The 16633-nt window shown below is 57.9% G+C and carries 16 protein-coding genes and 1 rRNA gene; 6 read left to right on the top strand and 11 right to left on the bottom strand.

The window, feature by feature from the left end; genetic code table 11:
- The first annotated feature begins 20 nt into the window (after positions 1 to 20).
- On the top strand, positions 21 to 344 hold the full coding sequence (locus AD668_RS00305) for a YqjD family protein (RefSeq protein WP_053152946.1): 324 nt from the start codon (positions 21 to 23) through the stop codon (positions 342 to 344).
- On the opposite strand, the gene AD668_RS00310 is transcribed toward AD668_RS00305, so the two are convergent.
- The gene (locus tag AD668_RS00310) at positions 341 to 1234 is read right to left on the bottom strand and encodes a LysR family transcriptional regulator (RefSeq protein WP_053152948.1); all 894 of its coding nucleotides are present in this window, start codon (positions 1232 to 1234) and stop codon (positions 341 to 343) included. The two genes, AD668_RS00305 and AD668_RS00310, sit on opposite strands and share 4 nt — an antisense overlap.
- A 112-nt stretch (positions 1235 to 1346) precedes the next feature.
- Here AD668_RS00310 and trpB point away from each other — a divergent pair, with 112 nt between their 5' ends.
- Together trpB and trpA are read left to right on the top strand one after the other, a co-directional pair.
- A complete protein-coding gene (gene trpB, locus AD668_RS00315) occupies positions 1347 to 2567 on the top strand; it encodes a tryptophan synthase subunit beta (protein WP_053152951.1) in 1221 nt (406 codons plus the stop codon).
- A complete protein-coding gene (gene trpA, locus AD668_RS00320) occupies positions 2567 to 3379 on the top strand; it encodes a tryptophan synthase subunit alpha (RefSeq protein ID WP_053152954.1) in 813 nt (270 codons plus the stop codon). Before trpB ends, trpA begins: the two co-directional genes overlap by 1 nt.
- Before the next feature lie 99 nt (positions 3380 to 3478).
- Here the strand turns inward: trpA and AD668_RS00325 are convergent, their stop codons facing one another.
- The 10 genes from AD668_RS00325 to AD668_RS00370 form a co-directional block, all read right to left on the bottom strand.
- Entirely contained in the window at positions 3479 to 5416 is a 1938-nt protein-coding gene (locus AD668_RS00325) for a DUF4105 domain-containing protein (protein ID WP_371259743.1), read from the bottom strand.
- Positions 5417 to 5436: 20 nt separating this feature from the next.
- Positions 5437 to 5757, bottom strand: a complete 321-nt coding sequence (locus AD668_RS00330; protein WP_053152961.1) for a DUF2388 domain-containing protein — start codon at positions 5755 to 5757, stop codon at positions 5437 to 5439.
- Positions 5758 to 5785: 28 nt separating this feature from the next.
- A complete protein-coding gene (locus AD668_RS00335; RefSeq protein WP_053152965.1) occupies positions 5786 to 6100 on the bottom strand; it encodes a DUF2388 domain-containing protein in 315 nt (104 codons plus the stop codon).
- Between the two features lie 106 nt (positions 6101 to 6206).
- Positions 6207 to 6524, bottom strand: a complete 318-nt coding sequence (locus AD668_RS00340) for a DUF2388 domain-containing protein (RefSeq protein WP_053152968.1) — start codon at positions 6522 to 6524, stop codon at positions 6207 to 6209.
- Positions 6525 to 6850: 326 nt separating this feature from the next.
- The gene (locus AD668_RS00345) at positions 6851 to 7066 is read right to left on the bottom strand and encodes a DUF1127 domain-containing protein (RefSeq protein WP_007902752.1); all 216 of its coding nucleotides are present in this window, start codon (positions 7064 to 7066) and stop codon (positions 6851 to 6853) included.
- A 319-nt stretch (positions 7067 to 7385) separates the two neighbouring features.
- Positions 7386 to 8879 carry an acetyl-CoA hydrolase/transferase family protein gene (locus tag AD668_RS00350; RefSeq protein WP_053152980.1) on the bottom strand — a complete coding sequence of 498 codons (1494 nt, stop codon included), beginning with the start codon at positions 8877 to 8879 and terminating at the stop codon, positions 7386 to 7388.
- A 214-nt stretch (positions 8880 to 9093) separates the two neighbouring features.
- Entirely contained in the window at positions 9094 to 10527 is a 1434-nt protein-coding gene (locus AD668_RS00355; protein WP_053152985.1) for an NAD(P)(+) transhydrogenase (Re/Si-specific) subunit beta, read from the bottom strand.
- Positions 10524 to 10874 (bottom strand): NAD(P) transhydrogenase subunit alpha, encoded by a 351-nt coding sequence (locus AD668_RS00360; RefSeq protein ID WP_053152987.1) that lies wholly within the window; start codon positions 10872 to 10874, stop codon positions 10524 to 10526. The genes AD668_RS00355 and AD668_RS00360 overlap by 4 nt, the downstream gene beginning before the upstream one ends.
- An 11-nt stretch (positions 10875 to 10885) precedes the next feature.
- Positions 10886 to 12007 carry a Re/Si-specific NAD(P)(+) transhydrogenase subunit alpha gene (locus tag AD668_RS00365; protein WP_053152988.1) on the bottom strand — a complete coding sequence of 374 codons (1122 nt, stop codon included), beginning with the start codon at positions 12005 to 12007 and terminating at the stop codon, positions 10886 to 10888.
- A 435-nt stretch (positions 12008 to 12442) separates the two neighbouring features.
- Positions 12443 to 13342 (bottom strand): LysR family transcriptional regulator, encoded by a 900-nt coding sequence (locus tag AD668_RS00370; protein WP_053152990.1) that lies wholly within the window; start codon positions 13340 to 13342, stop codon positions 12443 to 12445.
- A 157-nt stretch (positions 13343 to 13499) separates the two neighbouring features.
- Here AD668_RS00370 and AD668_RS00375 point away from each other — a divergent pair, with 157 nt between their 5' ends.
- The 3 genes from AD668_RS00375 to AD668_RS00385 form a co-directional block, all read left to right on the top strand.
- Positions 13500 to 14681 (top strand): acyl-CoA dehydrogenase, encoded by a 1182-nt coding sequence (locus AD668_RS00375; protein WP_053152994.1) that lies wholly within the window; start codon positions 13500 to 13502, stop codon positions 14679 to 14681.
- Between the two features lie 13 nt (positions 14682 to 14694).
- Positions 14695 to 15915 carry a CaiB/BaiF CoA-transferase family protein gene (locus tag AD668_RS00380; protein WP_053152997.1) on the top strand — a complete coding sequence of 407 codons (1221 nt, stop codon included), beginning with the start codon at positions 14695 to 14697 and terminating at the stop codon, positions 15913 to 15915.
- 585 nt (positions 15916 to 16500) lie between these two features.
- Positions 16501 to 16633: ribosomal RNA gene (locus tag AD668_RS00385) — 16S ribosomal RNA — on the top strand; the annotation flags it as partial.

Here is a 16633-nt window from a genome sequence, read left to right on the forward strand (position 1 = left end):
ACCAATGCAGGAGAGCCACCATGGCCAACACTTCTTTACGTAAAGCCTCATTGCAAAGCATGGAAGCGGAGATCGAGAGTCTGCTCAAGTCTTTGGAAAGCCTTAAGGACGACACCTCGGACGAGTCGCGTAGAACCCTGAAAACCCTTAAAAGCAACGCCGAAAATGCGTTGAAACATTCGCGTCATCTGCTCTCCGATGCCTACGAAGAGGTCAAGGTGAAAACCCGTGAAACCGGAATCGCCACCCGCGATTACGCCCAGGAACATCCCTGGACCACCGCAGGTGTCGCAGTGGGGGCATTAGGCCTTTTGGCCGCTTATCTGTTGTGCAAGCGTGACTAATCCGCTCGGCTCAGCTCATGCTTGAGCCACTGCGCCAGTTGCCGGGCGCGTCCGTCTGCGGCGCGCTTGGGCAACCACAACGCCAGTTGCGCGCAGGTTTCGCTGAAACCCCAGGGTGCAACCAGGCGACCCGCCTTCAAGTCCTCGGCCACTAAGGGTTCGGGCGCAATCGCCACACCCAGCCCGGCGACAGCGGCCTCCAGCAAATAATACAAATGCTCGAAACCCTGACCATAGGTCAACGTCCTGGCATCCAGGTCACGCTGCTGCGCCCAGCTAGGCCAGGCTTGTGGGCGTGATGTGGTGTGCAACAATGGTTCGCCAAGCAGCGCTTCTGTCGGCGAGTTTTTGAGTCGCTCAAAACCGGCAAAGCGCGGGCTCATGACCGGGCCGATGCGTTCGCTGGCCAGTTCAAAAACCTGCATGTCGGCTGGCCACGGCGGCTCGGCGAATACAAGCAGTGCATCCAGCCCCGGCCGTCTCGGGTCAAGATCGCCCTCTCCGGCAGACAGGTGTAAGCGAAGGTCCGGCAAATCCGCATTGAGCCGTCCCAGTCGCGGAATAAACCAGCGCGCCAGCAGGCTGCCTGAACAGCCGAGCACGAAAGGTGCATCGGCAGTACTTTGCGTGAGCTCAGCGCAGACGGTGCGCAAGCGTTCGAACGCTTCGGCGCTTGCGTCGCGAAGGCGCATACCGGCATCTGTGAGTTTCAGGCCGCGACCTTCCTTGACGAAGAGACTCACCCCCAAGTGCTCTTCGAGCACTTTCAGCTGACGGCTGACTGCACCATGGGTCACGTGCAGCTGTTCAGCAGCCTGACTGACACTGTTCAAGCGGGCAGTGGCTTCGAAGGCGCGCAGGGCGTTCAACGGTGGGAGATCATGGCTCATGCTATCTGTGAGTTTTCCTGACAGGTTGCAGCGATCTTATCGGTTTTCAGTCGGAGACGTCAGGGGTAGAGTGAAGCCCATTATCACTTCACGCATTCAACTGGAGCGCCCCATGACCCAGACTAATCTGCGCAACGGCCCCGACGCCAACGGCCTGTTTGGCGCGTTCGGCGGCCGTTACGTCGCTGAAACCCTGATGCCGCTGATCCTCGACCTGGCCCGCGAATACGAGTTGGCCAAGGAAGATCCTGCCTTCAAGGAAGAACTGGGCTACTTCCAGCGCGACTACGTGGGTCGTCCAAGCCCGCTCTATTTCGCTGAGCGCCTGACCGAGTTCTGCGGCGGCGCGAAGATCTACCTCAAGCGTGAAGAGCTGAACCACACCGGCGCGCACAAGATCAACAACTGCATCGGCCAGATCCTGCTGGCACGGCGCATGGGTAAAAAACGCATCATCGCCGAGACCGGCGCCGGCATGCACGGTGTGGCCACTGCCACCGTCGCTGCGCGTTTCGGTCTGGATTGCGTGATCTACATGGGCACCACTGACATTGAGCGTCAGCAGGCCAACGTATTCCGCATGAAGCTGCTGGGCGCGGAAGTGATCCCGGTCGTGGCGGGCACCGGTACCTTGAAAGATGCGATGAACGAAGCGTTGCGTGACTGGGTAACCAACGTCGATAGCACGTTCTACCTGATCGGTACTGTGGCCGGACCGCACCCTTATCCAGCGATGGTTCGCGACTTCCAGGCCGTGATCGGCAAGGAAACCCGCGAGCAGCTGCAAGCCCAGGAAGGTCGTCTGCCAGACAGTCTGGTGGCGTGCATCGGCGGTGGTTCCAACGCCATGGGCCTGTTTCACCCGTTCCTTGACGACAAGAGCGTCGAAATCATCGGCGTTGAAGCGGCCGGCTACGGTATCGAAACCGGCAAACATGCGGCCAGTCTGAACGGCGGCGTACCGGGCGTGCTGCACGGTAACCGTACCTTCCTGCTGCAAGACGATGACGGACAGATCATCGACGCCCACTCGATTTCTGCTGGCCTGGACTACCCAGGCATCGGCCCGGAACACGCCTGGTTGCATGACATTGGCCGCGTTCAGTACACCTCGGTGACCGACGATGAAGCTCTAGCTGCGTTCCACCAGTGCTGCCGCCTGGAAGGGATCATTCCTGCCCTGGAAAGTGCTCATGCCCTGGCTGAAGTGTTCAAGCGCGCGCCTTCCCTGCCAAAGGATCACCTGATGGTGGTCAACCTGTCCGGCCGTGGCGACAAAGACATGCAAACCGTGATGCACCATATGGAACAATCCAAGCAGGAGAAACACTGATGAGCCGCCTGCAAACGCGTTTTGCCGAACTCAAGGAACAGAACCGCGCCGCCTTGGTGACCTTCGTCACTGCTGGCGACCCGAGCTACGACACGTCCCTGGCGATCCTCAAAGGCTTGCCGGCGGCTGGTGCCGACGTGATCGAGCTGGGCATGCCCTTTACCGATCCGATGGCGGATGGCCCGGCCATCCAGTTGGCCAACATCCGTGCGCTGGGCGCCAAGCAGAACCTGGCCAAAACCCTGCAAATGGTACGCGAGTTCCGTGAAGGCAATGCCGAGACGCCGCTGGTACTGATGGGCTACTTCAACCCGATCCACATGTACGGCGTGCCGCGTTTCATCGCCGAAGCCAAAGAAGCCGGTGTGGACGGCCTGATCGTGGTCGATCTGCCGCCAGAGCATAACGGCGAGCTGTGTGACCCGGCGCAAGCTGCGGGCCTGGACTTCATCCGACTGACCACACCGACGACTGATGATGTGCGTCTGCCGACCGTTCTCAACGGCAGCTCCGGGTTTGTCTATTACGTATCGGTGGCCGGTGTGACCGGTGCTGGTGCCGCCACGTTGGAGCATGTCGAAGAGGCCGTCGCTCGCCTGCGCCGTCATACCGATCTGCCGATCAGTATCGGTTTCGGTATCCGCACTCCTGAACAGGCCGCGGCCATTGCGCGTCTGGCCGACGGTGTTGTGGTGGGTTCGGCGTTGATCGATCACATCGCCAATGCCACATCGCCGGAACAAGCGGTGGATGGCGTGCTGAGCCTGTGCTCGGCGTTGGCCGAAGGCGTGCGCAAGGCCCGCATCAGCTGAAAGTAACGTGCATCAAAAGATCGCAGCCTGCGGCAGCTCCTACAGACCACAATTCATCTGTAGGAGCTGCCGCAGGCTGCGATCTTTGCTTTTAAGCCTTCAAGGCAACTCCAAACCGCCTGAAGCCTTATGCAACTTGCGCAGATGCTCGCCGATCTGTTTCACGTTGGCTTCGTTGGCGGCCATCTCGGCGGCTCGGCTCGGTTCGAGCAGCGCCCTCACCTCTTTGTCGAGATCGCCGGACAGCGCCTGGAGTTTTTTCTGGCGCAGGCTGGTTTCCGCTTCCAGGTGCTGTGACTCGGTTGGCTGCGGCAATCCATAACCCCCCGTGCCCAGCAGCTCCGCTGGGCGACTGAGGAAACCACTGCTGTCGAGAATCTGCCTGAGCGTCTCGTTGGCCTTATCCATTCCGCCGTTCTTGAGTTCACGAGCACCCAGGTAACGCTGTTTCACTTCGTCCTGGGCCAGCAGCAACTGGCGCCGAAAGCTCGCCTGCTCCAGTAGCAGCAAGGCTGCGCTGGTGCGCAAGTCAGCCTGGTCGAACCATTGCCGGCGTTCTTGAGCTTTCAAATCCAGCCATTCTTCGACGGTATCCTGCTTGATCGGCAAATGTTTCTTCAGTACGTCGAACATGGCTTGATAACGATCACGGAAGGAGTCGAAACGGTAGCCCAGGCGCAAGGCTTCCCGGGGATCGTCCAGCACGCTGGTGTCCGCCAGTCCTCGGCCTTTCAGCACTTCCAGCAGGCCGTTGGGCATGATGTTGTCGAGGGCGACCAATTGCGCATTGTTGGTTCCGCCACGCAGTAATTTAAGCTCTTCAACCGCGCAGTTGTTTGACAGGAAGAAGTAGTTGCCGTCGTAGCTCCAGTGCATTTCGGCGGCACGTTCCACCACGCCGTCGATCTCGCGACGGGACAGGTTCAGCGGCACCGAGGCGAGGCTGCGCAGTTCGGTCTTGGTGTATTCGTCGATGACCTGGGCCAGGGGCAAGACAAACAGGCGCGATGGGTATTTGCCCACAAGTCCGTCCCAACTCGACAGTTGAACGTCACCGACGAAAGCGCGGTAAGACAGCACCAGATGCTGATCCAGATCCAGGCGACAATCCGGGCCGCGTGGACGACCCGGTGCGCAGATCACCAGGCGCAACATGCTGTGGCCCCAGCGGCTGACCCAGTTCTGATTGGCTTCGGCCAACAGATAGTCGACGGCGTAGACCCGTTCTGGATCGACGTGACCCAGCGGCGTTTTGGCGAAGTCATTACCCGCATTGAGAAAGGCGAAGCTATCCCCACAAGCGTTCCTGGCGGCGGGTGCCCAGCCGAAATGCTCTTTGTAGTAGCGATACAGCGCGGGGCGGCGGCAGGCATAGCTCGGGTCGAGGAGGAAATACTCCATGTTGACCGCGACGAACTCCTTCGCACTGCTCGTCTCGTAAATGTCCGGGCTGCGGGCAATCTGCCGGTTGTGCTGTTCGCGTTCGCCACGACGACCAACGTATTGTTGCCACCCGGCGAGATCGAGCAGGCGCGGATCGTCACTGAGAGTAAAGCGCCGATCAGACTGGCCTCGGCATTGATCCGGAATACCGATCAGCCCTGAGCTGTTACTGCGTTGGGTGCAGCGTTGAATCAGTTTTCGCTCCGCATCCGGCCACAGGCGCGAGCGATCGTAAATATGGGTCAGCTCATGCAGGACGGTGGCCAGCATTTCGCGGCGCACGGTGCCGTGGGGGCGGTAGGTTTTTTTGATAGCAGCGCTGCCGTCCGTGAGGCTGGCCAGCAGGTTGCGATTCAGATCCAGCTCTGACACCAGCGACGCCTGACCGTAGGCGTTGTTGGGCATTTTATCTGTCCAGCCCACGTCTATGCGCCGGTCCAATTGCTCGATGAAGCGCGGCGGTAGCGCCTGCATGGCTTCATCGAGCAAGGCTTGGCTGGCCTGCTGTTGCGCGGGTGTCAGACCTTCGGTCTTGAGCTGTAGTTGAAGGCCTGCGTGGGCCGTGTTGCCGAGCAGCAACAGGGCCCCGGCCATCAGCCAGGCGACTGGGCCCTTCACAGTGCGAGGATGGCTTCGGCGAGATCCTGATCACTGGCGTCGCGCGCTTCTGGTACACGGGTGCGCAACAAATCAAATGCGGATTCCAGGTGTGCGCCACGAATATCGCCATTGCTGGCGACGAAGCTGGCGGCATCGTCCTGGGCTTCGCGGACGATCTTTGAATCGCGAATGGACGTGGTGGTATCGGAAGTGAAATCAAGTGTGCGCTGGGTAGCGCGAATGAGAATGTTGCTGGTGGCGACCAGGGTTTGTGCCTGGGCCACGTCGGTCAACAGGAACAGGCCTAAGGCGGCAGCAATGAGCGGGTTACGCATGGAACGACTCCAGATAAAACAAGAATAACTATTGGACGAGTATTGCCTGTGCCAGTTCAAGGTCGCCAGCATGAAGTTTTGGCTGGGTCCGGCGAAGATAAAGCAGGGCCGATTCCAGTTGTGCGCCTCTGAATCGACCGTCACTGGCGACGAATGCCGCAGCATCAACCCGGGCGGCGAGCAGTTTATGGTCGAAGGGGGCGGAGGTCACCAGGCTCGTGGCGTAACCGCTGGCGACCGTGCCTTGGGTAGACAGGTTGAAAGCGTCGTAGGCTTGGGTCGCACCGCTATAGCCAAGGGGCAGAAACGCAGGAACGAACAGCAGTTTTGAAAGAAAGCGCATGAGGCTCGACAGTTGCAAATGAGCCAAAAGCCTAGCGCAAGGCCCATTTTAGAGCCAGCGTCGAAACAATGGGACACGACTTGCGTGCCCCCGTTTCAAACTTTGCTTAGATCGTCAGGATGGCTTGCGCAAGCTGTGCGTCAGTCGCGTTCAGGTCAGGTGCCTGGTGGCGGATGTGGTCGAGCGCGCTTTCGAGCTTTACCCCACGGATAGAGCCTTCGCTGGCGACGAAACTGGCAGCATCATCGCGAGCGGCGAGCACAATCTTGTCATCCTTGAACGAAGACGAGACATTCGACGTCGCATCGGAACTGGACTTAAGTGCCCCAACGACTGCGTCGGTGGTAACGATAAAACTGGTGGCGTGGGAATTGGCAGCCACGGCAAGCAGGGCTGCAGCGCTGAGCAGACGTAGACGGGACATGGTGTTACTCCTTTGGAAGCTCGATTGAGAGGTGGTAACGCCTGGCGATTTGGCGCCTGACTTTGATTACCACGTTCTGGTTGGATATTAGGCCTGTATTTGACGGTTCGAATAGCCTGCTTGCAAAAACACTGCAATACGCCATGACCGCAGAAGTTTACAGTTGTACTGTATCGGTGTCTCTGAGGATATATTGAAACTGTACCAGTCTTGTTTTTTTAAGTCTTTAAACGACAAGACCCGTCGTGGTTTCCCACGACGGGTCTTGTGTGTTCAATTCGGGTTGCTGGCGCTGGACTCTTCAAGTCATAGCCAGCGACGCTAACTTAGCGCCAGAACGGCTTGCTCAGCTCTTCGTAGCGTTGTGCTTCGCTAATCCCGGCGTCAGCCAGCAGACGCGAATCCAGACGGGCCAGTTGATGGCGGCTGGAGATGCGGCGCTGCCACAGCATCAGGTTGGCGATAACGCGCAGAGGCATGGAAGCCTGGGTTTTTGCAGCAGTGTCTTCGAAGAACAGTTCGGAACTGAGTGTACGTTCCATGGTTGACATCCTTCCGCTTGTGGCGGGATCAGGTAGTGGTTTGACTGGTGCCCATGTTCCTCTTCTTTGCCAAGACGCTGTAGATACAGTTCATCTGTATTGTGAGAGCTCAGTTAACTGTTTATAGGGGGTGTACTGGTCAAAATTGAGGCAACTGTACCTATATGCTCTAATTCGGTGCATATTTAGCTTTTTAGTCGAAAGGTGTAGGTGTTTTCGGTAGGAAACGACCAGTACAGCAGTACAGTTTTTCCAAGAAATTAAGCTGGCAGTAGCAGGCTGACGAAACTGTGTTTGCGTCAGCCGTAATCTGTATCAATTACTTCTTCAGCATTTGCCCGGTTTCTTCCAGATTAATATGCCAGCTCAATGCATCTCGAAGGATGTGCGGGGTGTGCCCGCCGAGCGCGCAAGCGGCTGTGTAGTAGTCATTCAGCGCCTGGCGATAGTCTGGATGTACACATTTATCGATGATGATGCGTGCCCGTTCCCGAGGTGCCAACCCCCGCAAATCCGCCAGGCCAATTTCGGTGACGAGGATGTCCACATCATGTTCGGTGTGGTCGACGTGGCTGACCATCGGCACTACGCTTGAGATCGCACCGCCCTTGGCGATCGACTTTGTCACGAATACGGACAAGTGCGCATTGCGCGCGAAATCGCCCGAACCGCCGATGCCGTTCATCATTCGCGTACCGCAAACATGCGTGGAGTTGACGTTGCCGTAGATGTCGAACTCCAGTGCCGTGTTCACGCCGATAATTCCGAGGCGGCGCACCACTTCCGGGTGGTTGGAAATCTCCTGCGGGCGCAAGACCAGTTTGTCCTTGTAGCGCTCCAGATTGCCGAACACGTCAGCATTGCGGCGGCTCGACAAAGTGATTGAACTGCCTGAAGCAAAGCTCAGCTTGCCTGCGTCGATGAGGTCGAAGGTCGAGTCCTGAAGCACTTCGGAATACATCGTCAGGTCTTCGAACGGCGAATCGATCAGGCCACACATCACCGAGTTGGCGATCGTACCGATACCTGCTTGCAGCGGGCCGAGTTTGTTGGTCATGCGCCCGGCTGCTACTTCCTGTTTGAAGAAGTCGATCAAATGGTCGGCAATAGCCTGGGTCTCGGCGTCGGGTGGCAACACGGTGGACGACGAGTCCGGTTGATTGGTGATGACAATGGCGACGATCTTTTCCGGTGGGATCGGGATGGCGCTGCTGCCGATACGATCGTCGACCTTGACCAGCGGGATAGGCGTGCGGGTCGGGCGATAGGTCGGGATATAGATGTCGTGCAGGCCTTCAAGATTCGGGTTGTGCGCCATGTTGATTTCGACGATGACGTGCTTGGCGAAAATCGCGAAGCTGGCCGAGTTGCCCACCGAAGTCGTCGGCACAATGTGCCCTAGTTCGGTGATCGCCACCGCTTCGATCACGGCGATGTCCGGCCGTTTCAATTGCTGGTTGCGCAGTTGCTCCACGGTTTCCGACAGATGCTGATCGATGAACATGACCTCGCCAGCATTGATTGCCTTGCGCAGGGTGCTGTCGACCTGGAACGGCATGCGCCGCGACAGCACACCGGCTTCGGTGAGTTGCTTGTCGAGGTCGTTGCCCAGGCTCGCGCCGGTCATCAGGCTGATCTTGAGCGGTGTGACCTTGGCGCGTTCGGCCAGTGCCTGCGGCACGGCCTTGGCTTCTCCGGCGCGGGTGAAACCGCTCATGCCGACGGTCATGCCGTCTTCAATCAAAGCGGCGGCTTCGGCAGCGCCCATCACTTTGTCCAACAACGAAGGCAGGCGAATACGATCACGGTACATGGATTATTATCTCGGGCAACGGGTAGCAGGATGCGCAGTCTAGTGAATTTCGCTAGCCACTGTCCCGCTACCAAGGTCGCAAAAGAGGCGTCTATTCCGGGCCTTTTGAGCAAAACACCATTACCGGATTGGTAACAAAAGCGTAGTTTTGTCCGACGATTTGCGCAAACAAAAACGCCCCGACAGGTCGGGGCGTTTTGTATGCCGCAAAGGATTACTCGACGGCTTTGACCATATCTTCGATGACTTTCTTGGCATCACCAAAGACCATCATGGTCTTGTCCAGGTAGAACAGTTCGTTGTCCAGACCGGCATAACCGCTGGCCATCGAGCGTTTGTTGACGATGATGGTCTTGGCCTTGAACGCTTCGAGAATCGGCATGCCGGCAATTGGCGACTTCGGATCGTTCTTGGCGGCCGGGTTGACCACGTCGTTGGCGCCCAATACCAGCACCACGTCAGCCTGACCGAACTCGGAGTTGATGTCTTCCATCTCGAACACCTGGTCGTAAGGCACTTCGGCCTCGGCCAGCAACACGTTCATGTGGCCCGGCATACGGCCGGCCACCGGGTGGATCGCGTACTTCACGGTCACGCCGCGATGGGTCAGCTTCTCGGTCAGTTCCTTCAGTGCGTGCTGCGCCCGTGCTACCGCCAGGCCGTAGCCTGGAACGATGATCACGGTGTCGGCGTTGGTCAGCAGGAAGGTCGCGTCGTCAGCCGAGCCGGATTTCACCGGACGGGCTTCCTGGGCGCCTGCAGGACCGGCATCAGCTGTATTGCCGAAACCGCCGAGCAGTACGTTGAAGAAGGAGCGGTTCATCGCCTTGCACATGATGTACGAGAGGATCGCACCGCTTGAGCCCACCAGGGAGCCGGCGATGATCAGCATCGAGTTGTTCAGCGAGAAGCCGATGCCCGCGGCGGCCCAGCCGGAGTAGCTGTTGAGCATCGACACCACCACTGGCATGTCGGCGCCACCGATCGGGATGATGATCAGCACGCCCATGACGAAGGCCAGGGCCAGCATCAGGGCAAAGGCGTTGAGGTCGCCGGTCAGCATGAAGGTGATGCCCAGCGCCAGTGTGGCCACGCCCAGCAGCAAGTTCAGTTTGTGTTGGCCAACGAACTGTACCGGTGCGCCCTGGAAGAGGCGGAACTTGTACTTGCCCGACAGTTTGCCGAAGGCGATCACCGAACCGGAGAAGGTGATTGCACCGATGGCGGCGCCAAGGAACAGCTCCAGACGGTTGCCCGCCGGAATCGCGTCACCCAGTTGCTGGACAATGCCCAGGGACTGCGGTTCAACCACTGCGGCAATGGCGATGAACACCGCCGCCAGGCCGATCATGCTGTGCATGAAGGCGACCAGTTCCGGCATCTTGGTCATTTCAACGCGTTTGGCCATGATCGAACCAGCAGTGCCGCCGATCAGCAGGCCGACGATCACGTAGACGATACCGTCCTGGGCCAGCTCGGCACCTAGCTTATAGATCAAGCCGACCGTGGTGAGGATCGCCAGGCCCATGCCGAGCATGCCGAACAGATTGCCACGTCGCGACGTGGTGGGATGCGAAAGGCCCTTGAGCGCCTGGATGAAGCAGACCGAGGCGATCAAATACAGCGAAGTAACCAGGTTCATGCTCATGCTTGCTGCACCTCAGCCTTGACTGCTTCGGCCTTGGCAGCCGGAGCTTTGGCCGCTTTCTTCTTGAACATTTCCAGCATGCGCCGGGTCACCAGGAAGCCACCGAACACGTTGACGGCGGCCAGGGCTACAGCCAGGGTGCCCATGGTCTTGCCCAGTGGTGTCACCGTGAGTGCGGCGGCCAGCATGGCGCCGACGATGACGATGGCCGAAATGGCGTTGGTGACGGCCATCAGCGGGGTGTGCAGTGCAGGTGTCACGTTCCAGACCACGTGGTAGCCGACATAGATGGCCAGCACGAAGATGATCAGGTTGTAGATACCGTGAGAGATCAGCATGTCTTCCATTGTTTTTATCCTCAGCCGTTCTTGCGCACGATCTGGCCGTCGCGGCACATCAGGCACGCGGCGACGATGTCGTCTTCGAGGTTGATCACCAGTTGTCCGTCTTTATCGAACAACAGTTTCATGAAGTCCAGCAGGTTGCGGGCATACAGCGCCGAAGCGTCAGCCGCCACCGAGCCGGCCAGGTTGGTCGGGCCGACAATGGTCACGCCATTTTCGACGACCACCTGATCGGCCACGGTGAGTGGGCAATTGCCGCCCTGGGCTGCCGCGAGGTCAATGACCACCGAGCCGGGCTTCATCTGCGCCACGGTTTCCGCGCTCAACAGCGTAGGTGCCTTGCGACCCGGAATCAGGGCGGTGGTGATGACGATGTCGGCCTGCTTGGCGCGCTCGTGCACGGCGGCGGCCTGGCGCTGCATCCAGCTGGCTGGCATAGGGCGTGCGTAACCGCCGACACCGACCGCGCATTCACGCTCTTCATCGGTCTCGTACGGCACGTCGACAAACTTGGCGCCGAGGGATTCGATCTGCTCTTTAACCGCAGGACGCACGTCAGACGCTTCGATCACTGCGCCCAGGCGTTTCGCCGTGGCGATCGCCTGCAAGCCGGCAACACCGGCACCGAGAATCAGCACGCGCGCCGCTTTCACGGTGCCCGCAGCGGTCATCAGCATTGGCATGAAGCGCGGATAGTGGTGAGCAGCCAGCAACACGGCTTTATAACCGGCGATGTTGGCTTGCGAGGACAGCACGTCCAGGCTCTGGGCACGGGAGGTACGCGGCGCGGCCTCCAGGGCAAACGCGGTGATACCGCATTCGGCCATCTTGGCGATGGTTTCATTGCTGAACGGATTGAGCATACCCACCACAATGGTGCCGCTTTTTATCAGCGCCAGCTCGCTGTCGCTGGGAGCGACCACCTTCAAAATCAGCTCTGCACCAAACGCATCATTGGCGCTGCCAATGCTTGCGCCTGCCGCTTCATAGGCACTGTCGACAACGCTGGCATTAATGCCGGCGCCGCTTTGTACAGTGACCTTATGGCCCTGGCCGATCAGCTTCTTGATGGTTTCGGGGGTTGCAGCAACCCGTGTTTCACCGGTCTGGGTCTCGAGAGGAACACCAATGTGCACGTCAAATCTCCTGCGTGATCTTATTGAGTAAACCCATGCACTACGGATGGTGCGGCTGGGGCGGCCGATCAGCACGATCCCACCAAATCAGGGCGGGGCGCGGCATTTTGCAGGCGAACTTTGTGCCCTTCAAGGGATTATGACGGGTGACGGAAAATTAACTACAAGTCACCCCGTGACCGAATGTCGCAACCAACCAGCTCAATCCCTTGTGTGCCGTGCTTTGTAAGGATTTTGAGGGAAAATCAATAATTTGCACATCGGCCATATGAATGATGCGGCATCGTCGCGAAATAGTGGCGCAAAGCCGCGTGAACTGGTGCTTGCGGGGCGATTGTTCGACTGTTCAGTACAGTTTGCCGATACGCGACAATTACGTATATCTGTAGGGCTTTTTAATATCTGACTACGGGGTCAGCTATTGGTTGTAAGCCTTTATCCTTCTAGGCTGTAGCTGTGCGCCTGATTTACAAGCCAGTCACGAAAAGCCCTTAAGGACGCGGATTCGACTTTTCGCTCCGGAATCATCAGGTAGTAAGCCTTGATGCTGGAGAGGGCTTGGGGATTGGCAATCACCAGGCGTTTCTCGGCCAGTTCGCGTTGAATCAGGAAAGGCGGGATCAAGGCTATACCCATGTCGTGCATAGCCGCTTGAGCGAGCATGGAGAATAGTTCATAGCGCGGACCTGTCATGTCGCGAGGAACGTTCAGGTGCTGGGAGTCGAACCATTGGCGCCAGGCGTAAGGGCGCGTGGTTTGTTGCAGGAGCGCCATCTCGGCGATTTCGCTGGGCGTCAGAACGGTCTGTGCCCCCAGTAAGTTTGGGCTGCACACGGGCATGGGATTTTCACCCATCAGTCTGTGGGATTCGGTACCCGACCAGTCTGCGTCACCGAAGTAGATCGCCGCGTCGAAGTCGGTGTCAGCAAACAGAAATGGGCGCGTGCGGTTGGTCAGGTTGACTGTCACTTCAGGATGTTTTTGCTGGAAGTCCTTGAGACGCGGCAGCAACCATTGAGTGCCGAAAGTCGGAACCACGGCCAGCTCAATCACGTTGGCACCTTGCTGACCCATAACGGACAACGTATCTCGTTCAACGGCATCCAGTTGGGTGGCAACCCGACGGCTGTAGGAAAGACCCGCCTCCGTCAGCTTTACTCCGCGCCGGGAACGTCGGAATAGTTCCACACTGAGGAACTCCTCAAGACTAGCGATTTGTCGGCAAATCGCCCCTTGTGTGAGCGAAAGCTCCTGGGCTGCCTTGGTAAAGCTTTCATGGCGCGCGGCTGCTTCGAAGCTTATAAGGGCGGTGGTACTAGGTATCTTCCTGCGCATGTACTTAGACCTCACTAATACATCGCATGAAGGCTCTTTTGCGACGTTTCGGAGTGAGAAATTAGCACAACAGTATGCGAATTCCTCGTTTGCCGAGACGGCGAACCCGGCCTAGGATCAGTCCACGTTATTTGACCTGTTTCGAGAGGACACACTCATGGCCGGTAAAGCTAGCTTCAACTGGATCGATCCCCTGCTGCTGGATCAACAGCTCACCGAAGAAGAGCGCATGATTCGCGACACCGCTGCGCAATTCGCTCAGCAGAGTCTCGCGCCACGCGTTCTTGAAGCTTTCCGCCATGAGAAGACCGATCCGGCGATCTTCCGCGAGATGGGCGAAGTCGGCCTTTTGGGCGCAACCATCCCTGAGCAGTATGGCGGCAGCGGCCTGAACTATGTCAGCTACGGGCTGATCGCCCGGGAAGTCGAGCGCATCGACTCCGGTTATCGCTCGATGATGAGCGTGCAGTCCTCGCTGGTGATGGTCCCGATCAATGAATTCGGTACCGAAGCGCAGAAGCAGAAATACTTGCCAAAACTGGCATCGGGCGAATGGATCGGTTGCTTCGGTCTGACCGAGCCTAACCACGGCTCCGACCCGGGCGCGATGATTACTCGTGCACGCAAAGTCGAAGGCGGCTACAGCCTGACCGGCAGCAAAATGTGGATCACCAACAGCCCGATCGCCGATGTGTTCGTGGTCTGGGGCAAGGACGATGCTGGTGATATTCGTGGCTTCGTACTGGAAAAGGGCTGGAAAGGCCTGAGCGCTCCGGCGATTCACGGCAAGGTCGGGCTGCGGGCGTCGATCACCGGTGAGATCGTCATGGATAACGTGTTTGTTCCAGAAGAGAACATCTTCCCGGATGTCCGTGGCCTGAAAGGTCCTTTTACCTGCCTCAATTCTGCGCGCTACGGCATCTCCTGGGGTGCATTGGGCGCCGCCGAGTTCTGCTGGCACACCGCTCGTCAGTACACCCTGGATCGTCAACAGTTCGGTCGCCCACTGGCCGCCACTCAGTTGATTCAGAAAAAACTGGCCGACATGCAGACTGAGATCACCATGGCACTGCAAGGTTGCCTGCGTCTGGGGCGTATGAAGGATGAAGGCACGGCGGCGGTCGAAATCACTTCTATGATGAAACGCAACTCTTGCGGCAAGTCCCTGGACATCGCCCGCATGGCTCGCGACATGCTGGGTGGCAACGGTATTTCCGATGAGTTCGGCGTCGCTCGCCATCTGGTCAACCTGGAAGTGGTGAACACCTATGAAGGTACGCACGACGTCCATGCGCTGATCCTCGGTCGTGCACAAACCGGCATCCAGGCGTTCTATTAAGAGGAGAACGTCCATGGGCGCGCTATCGCATCTACGGGTTCTGGATTTATCGCGGGTGCTGGCAGGGCCTTGGGCCGGGCAGATCCTGGCCGACCTTGGCGCTGAAGTGATCAAGGTCGAGCGCCCGGGCAACGGTGACGACACGCGTGCCTGGGGGCCTCCGTTTCTTAAAGATGCCTATGGCGAGAACACCAGCGAGGCCGCCTACTACCTGTCGGCCAATCGCAACAAGCAATCGGTCACCATCGACTTCACGCGTCCGGAAGGGCAGAAGCTGGTTCGTGAGCTGGCTGCGAAGTCGGACATCCTGATCGAGAACTTCAAAGTCGGAGGTCTGGCGGCTTATGGTCTGGACTATGAGACGCTGAAGGCAATCAATCCGGATCTCATCTATTGCTCGATTACCGGGTTTGGTCAGACAGGGCCGTATGCCAAGCGCGCTGGCTATGACTTCATGATCCAAGGGCTGGGCGGGCTCATGAGTCTGACTGGGCGACCTGAAGGCGAAGAGGGTGAGGGGCCGGTGAAGGTGGGCGTCGCGTTGACGGACATTCTGACTGGGCTCTACTCGACAGTCGCGATCCTGGCAGCGCTTGCGCATCGGGATCACGACGGTGGTGGTCAGCATATTGATATGGCATTGCTCGACGTCCAGGTGGCATGCCTGGCCAACCAGGCGATGAACTATCTGACCACAGGTAATGCTCCAAAACGTTTGGGTAATGCTCATCCGAACATCGTGCCGTATCAGGATTTTCCTACCGCGGACGGCAATTTCATTCTTACCGTGGGTAATGACGGACAGTTCCGCAAGTTTGCGGAAGTGGCTGGGCAGCCGCAGTGGGCAGATGACCCGCGCTTTGCTACCAATAAATTGCGGGTGGCGAACCGGGCGGTGCTGATTCCGCTGATACGTCAGGCGACAGTGTTCAAGACCACCGCGCAATGGGTGGCGCAGCTGGAGCAGGCTGGTGTTCCGTGCGGGCCTATCAACGATCTGGCACAGATGTTTGCCGATCCTCAGGTCAAGGCGCGTGGCTTGGCAATCGAACTGCCGCATACGCTGGCCGGAATGGTGCCCCAGGTAGCGAGTCCGATTCGTCTGTCCGAGACGCCGGTGGAGTACCGCAATGCTCCGCCTTTACTGGGTGAGCATACGCTGGAGGTTTTACAGCGGGTGCTGGGTATGGACGCTTCGGCAGTGTCTGCTTTCAAGGCGTCCGGCGTACTTTGATTGCGCCTTCTATATAGAGGCGTGTGTTTGCACCTCTATATAGGGGGGGGATCAGGCGGTTTCAGCCCTTTCTGCAAGTTATTGATAGAAAAGCACAATCAGTGCTTGACGGCAGATTTCAGATGTCTATAATTCGCCCCACTTCCGGCGCAGTCGAAACGGAAAACTCCTTGGAAAACAAAGAGTTACGCAGTTTTCGGCAGCGGGTTGCTTCAGGTCATCGAAGCCAGAAAGAAGTTGAAAAAGAGGTGTTGACAGCAGCGTGTAACGCTGTAGAATTCGCCTCCCGCTGACGAGAGATCTGAAGCGCAAGTGGTTGAAGTTGTTAAGGAAATCCTTGAAAACTTCTGAAAAATACCACTTGACAGCAAATGAGGCTGCTGTAGAATGCGCGCCTCGGTTGAGACGAAAGATCTTAACAAACCGCTCTTTAACAACTGAATCAAGCAATTCGTGTGGGTGCTTGTGGAGTCAGACTGCTAGTCAACAGATTATCAGCATCACAAGTTACTCCGCGAGAAATCAAAGATGTAACCAACGATTGCTGAGCCAAGTTTAGGGTTTTCTCAAAACCCAAAGATGTTTGAACTGAAGAGTTTGATCATGGCTCAGATTGAACGCTGGCGGCAGGCCTAACACATGCAAGTCGAGCGGATGACAGGAGCTTGCTCCTGAATTCAGCGGCGGACGGGTGAGTAATGCCTAGGAATCTGCCTGG

The sequence above is a fragment of the Pseudomonas sp. P1.8 genome, from assembly GCF_001269805.1.
Taxonomy (GTDB): domain Bacteria; phylum Pseudomonadota; class Gammaproteobacteria; order Pseudomonadales; family Pseudomonadaceae; genus Aquipseudomonas.

What these genes read in the sequence shown, in the direction of transcription:
- AD668_RS00370 (WP_053152990.1), bottom strand. Translation starts at nt 13,342, where the DNA reads ATGCGCAGGAAGATACCTAGTACCACCGCCCTTATAAGCTTCGAAGCA.
- AD668_RS00355 (WP_053152985.1), bottom strand. Translation starts at nt 10,527, where the DNA reads ATGAGCATGAACCTGGTTACTTCGCTGTATTTGATCGCCTCGGTCTGC.
- AD668_RS00340 (WP_053152968.1), bottom strand. Translation starts at nt 6,524, where the DNA reads ATGTCCCGTCTACGTCTGCTCAGCGCTGCAGCCCTGCTTGCCGTGGCT.
- AD668_RS00310 (WP_053152948.1), bottom strand. Translation starts at nt 1,234, where the DNA reads ATGAGCCATGATCTCCCACCGTTGAACGCCCTGCGCGCCTTCGAAGCC.
- AD668_RS00350 (WP_053152980.1), bottom strand. Translation starts at nt 8,879, where the DNA reads ATGTACCGTGATCGTATTCGCCTGCCTTCGTTGTTGGACAAAGTGATG.
- AD668_RS00360 (WP_053152987.1), bottom strand. Translation starts at nt 10,874, where the DNA reads ATGGAAGACATGCTGATCTCTCACGGTATCTACAACCTGATCATCTTC.
- AD668_RS00375 (WP_053152994.1), top strand. Translation starts at nt 13,500, where the DNA reads ATGGCCGGTAAAGCTAGCTTCAACTGGATCGATCCCCTGCTGCTGGAT.
- AD668_RS00325 (WP_371259743.1), bottom strand. Translation starts at nt 5,416, where the DNA reads ATGGCCGGGGCCCTGTTGCTGCTCGGCAACACGGCCCACGCAGGCCTT.
- trpB (WP_053152951.1), top strand. Translation starts at nt 1,347, where the DNA reads ATGACCCAGACTAATCTGCGCAACGGCCCCGACGCCAACGGCCTGTTT.
- AD668_RS00335 (WP_053152965.1), bottom strand. Translation starts at nt 6,100, where the DNA reads ATGCGCTTTCTTTCAAAACTGCTGTTCGTTCCTGCGTTTCTGCCCCTT.
- AD668_RS00345 (WP_007902752.1), bottom strand. Translation starts at nt 7,066, where the DNA reads ATGGAACGTACACTCAGTTCCGAACTGTTCTTCGAAGACACTGCTGCA.
- AD668_RS00380 (WP_053152997.1), top strand. Translation starts at nt 14,695, where the DNA reads ATGGGCGCGCTATCGCATCTACGGGTTCTGGATTTATCGCGGGTGCTG.
- trpA (WP_053152954.1), top strand. Translation starts at nt 2,567, where the DNA reads ATGAGCCGCCTGCAAACGCGTTTTGCCGAACTCAAGGAACAGAACCGC.
- AD668_RS00330 (WP_053152961.1), bottom strand. Translation starts at nt 5,757, where the DNA reads ATGCGTAACCCGCTCATTGCTGCCGCCTTAGGCCTGTTCCTGTTGACC.
- AD668_RS00305 (WP_053152946.1), top strand. Translation starts at nt 21, where the DNA reads ATGGCCAACACTTCTTTACGTAAAGCCTCATTGCAAAGCATGGAAGCG.